This is a genomic window from Parasphingorhabdus sp. JC815, assembly GCF_040717415.1.
Lineage (GTDB): Bacteria > Pseudomonadota > Alphaproteobacteria > Sphingomonadales > Sphingomonadaceae > Parasphingorhabdus.
Genome location: NZ_JBFEFM010000010.1, coordinates 1 through 2627, shown reverse-complemented (window position 1 = coordinate 2627; position 2627 = coordinate 1). Strand labels below are relative to the sequence as shown.

Sequence of the window (2627 nt, the reverse complement as noted above, 5' to 3'; positions counted from 1 at the left end):
GCCACTAGCCTCCCCCGGCTGAGCATAAGCCCCTGTTGCGGCAATCAGGATCAGTGCCGGTATGATTGTCTTCATTATATTCCTCACAAGTAGAGCGCGGATAATCGGTCCATCAGAATTTCTTCGCCACACTAAATCCAAATATCCGGGGATCGAGCGTGAATACATTCGTGCTCAGTCCGGTATCATCACTATTCGTGAAAAAGTCCGTGATTGGAGTCTTGTCGAAGAGGTTTTTGACATAAAACTGGAATGTCAGATCATCCGAGGGCTTATCCAGCGTTATCGCCAGATTTGCATTGCTCCATCCTTTGAGGCGATCATATTCGCTATTATATACACGCGCGAAGCTTTTCGATTGGCGATAATAGTCCCCTCTCAGTGTCAATTCCCAATCTCCATCGTTGATGAAGAAGGTATATTGTGCGCCAATATTGAATGTCAGCCGCGGCGCGTTGGGCAGCTCATTACCTTCCAGGTCGGCAAAAAAGCCGCGGCCGCCATTGGGCGCATCGGTGATCGGATTATATTCAAAGCCATAGAATTGATAGAGTGCCAAACCGTCTATAGACGGATCAAAGGTCCCCAATTCCTTGGAACCCCCGCACAGCGCCTGAAGAGCGCCCAGTCCCAGTCCAAATTGGGTTACGGGATTGCTCAAAATATCCTCGACCACCTGAGCGGGCGCGATGCAGTTTGAAGGTAGCTGGATCCACGGACGTAATAAAACCCAGTCCGGATTGCCCTGGGTGCGATTCATCACGTCGATCGATTTTGCTCCCTTTTTCAGCCGGGTTTGCAAATAGCCCAGATTGGCATCGACCTGGAACGCGCGCGAAGGCCGCCATGCGGTTTCGAGTTCAAGCCCCCAGCTGGTCGCGTCGAAATTCTCGTTGAGCGAAATGCGGTCAACGATCTGTGATATCTGGTAATCCTTGTAATCATAATAAAATGCCGTCGCGTTCAGTGTGAAACGGCCACCATCGAAGCTATTCTTCGTCCCGATTTCAAAGGCGTTGACAAATTCAGGCTTGAACGTTGATGGCAGCGGTTGAAACTGCACGATACGCGGATGCAAATTGGGACGTGGCGGATTGGTGCCCCCGCCCTTGTAACCACGCGATGCCGAAGCATAGATTAGCGTCTGGTCGGTGAAATCCAGCTCGGGTTTCCAATCGACCACGATGCGCCCGGTTGGTTCGGACCATTTCTGGACGACATCGGGATCGGTCGGATAGCCAGAACTCACATAGCCACCGCTTGTCCCGATTGTTCCGCCGCCGCCGCCAAGCAGCAATTGGCTTTGCACCGGCGTGGTGATTTTTTTGTCTTTGGTCCAGCGCAGACCTGCTGTGACCTTCAGATTATCGGCTACGTCCCAATAGGCTTCACCAAAAACCGCCCAGGATTTGGTCCGCACCAGATTGCGGCTGAGAAAATAATTATGGCCCTGCTCGTTGAGCGAGTCGATCGGATTAGGATCGACATAAACGCAATCGTTTCCTGTGCTCCCTATCGGGCAAGGGTCATAGTTGGGAGATAGGTCGGCAGGTAAATTGTACAGATTATAAGCGATATAGGTGAAGGCGTTGTTGAAGACGAAATAATCGTCCTGCGTTTTGAAGTCGAGATAATTGACCCCAAGGTTGAAATTGAATGGCCCGTCGAAATCGGATTGCAGGCGAAATTCCTGCGACCATTGACGGTTACGCGAGCGGCTGACGTCAACAGAGAGAAGACGGTTGGAACACCCCAATTGCGGGTCACAGAAAATGCCGCCTGGCGCCGCGTGATCCTGACTTATCGGTAACGAGTTAAAATTGACCAGACCCGTCGTATCGTTGAACAATGGTCCCGATACAAAGCGGTTATAATCCTGTGACGAATAATAGCGATCGCGTGCATAAGCCGTCTGCGACACAAATGTCAGCGAATCGGTGACGTCGAATTCCAGATTGCCCTGAAAGACATCATTCTTGGCCCGGAAAACCGGATCATATTCGGTCGCAATTTCCTGCAGATCACGCGATTGCGTGGCATCGAGAAAGGGGTCAGTCGGGAGGAATGCATATTGCTGTCCAAACACGCCTGGTTGAGAACCCATTGTGATCACCACCTGACCGGCGACAACAAAGGCAAGGCCTGACCCGTTCGGTGTGCCGTAAGCCGCATCTTCATAAAGCGACGCGGATTGGCAACCCTGGCTGAACCGCCCTCGCAGATTCTCCTCAAATGGAGTAAATAGGCCTGGTTGTGTCCCATCGGGTATCCGGACGCCGTTCACCGTTGTTGGACCGGGGTCGCGCGTACATAATTGTTTGCCGGTACGCGAGCGATCATCATCCTCTTCAAAATGCTGCCAGATCGCATTGACCCTCAATCGATCACTTGGCTCCCACTGCATCGACAAGCGGCCGGACCAGAGTTCGCGGCCATTGACCCGGCGATCAGTGAATGTGTTGTAATCAAAACCATCACGGCTGGTGAGCGCTCCCGCAGCCCGGATCGCCAATGTATCGGTAAGCGGAACGTTGATCATCCCGCTGGCCCGCATCGTTTTGAAATTACCGACCTCTAACTTGGTATCGAGTCCAAACTCGTCATCGGGAAGCGCCGGAATCAGGTTG

The 2627-nt window shown here is 52.3% G+C and carries 1 protein-coding gene; it reads right to left on the bottom strand.

All coding sequences use genetic code 11. The annotated features are described in order from the left end of the window. Nucleotides 1-112: 112 nt before the first annotated feature. The coding region (locus tag AB1K62_RS14595; RefSeq protein ID WP_367004690.1) for a TonB-dependent receptor at nt 113-2627 on the bottom strand (2515 nt) is incomplete at its 5' end.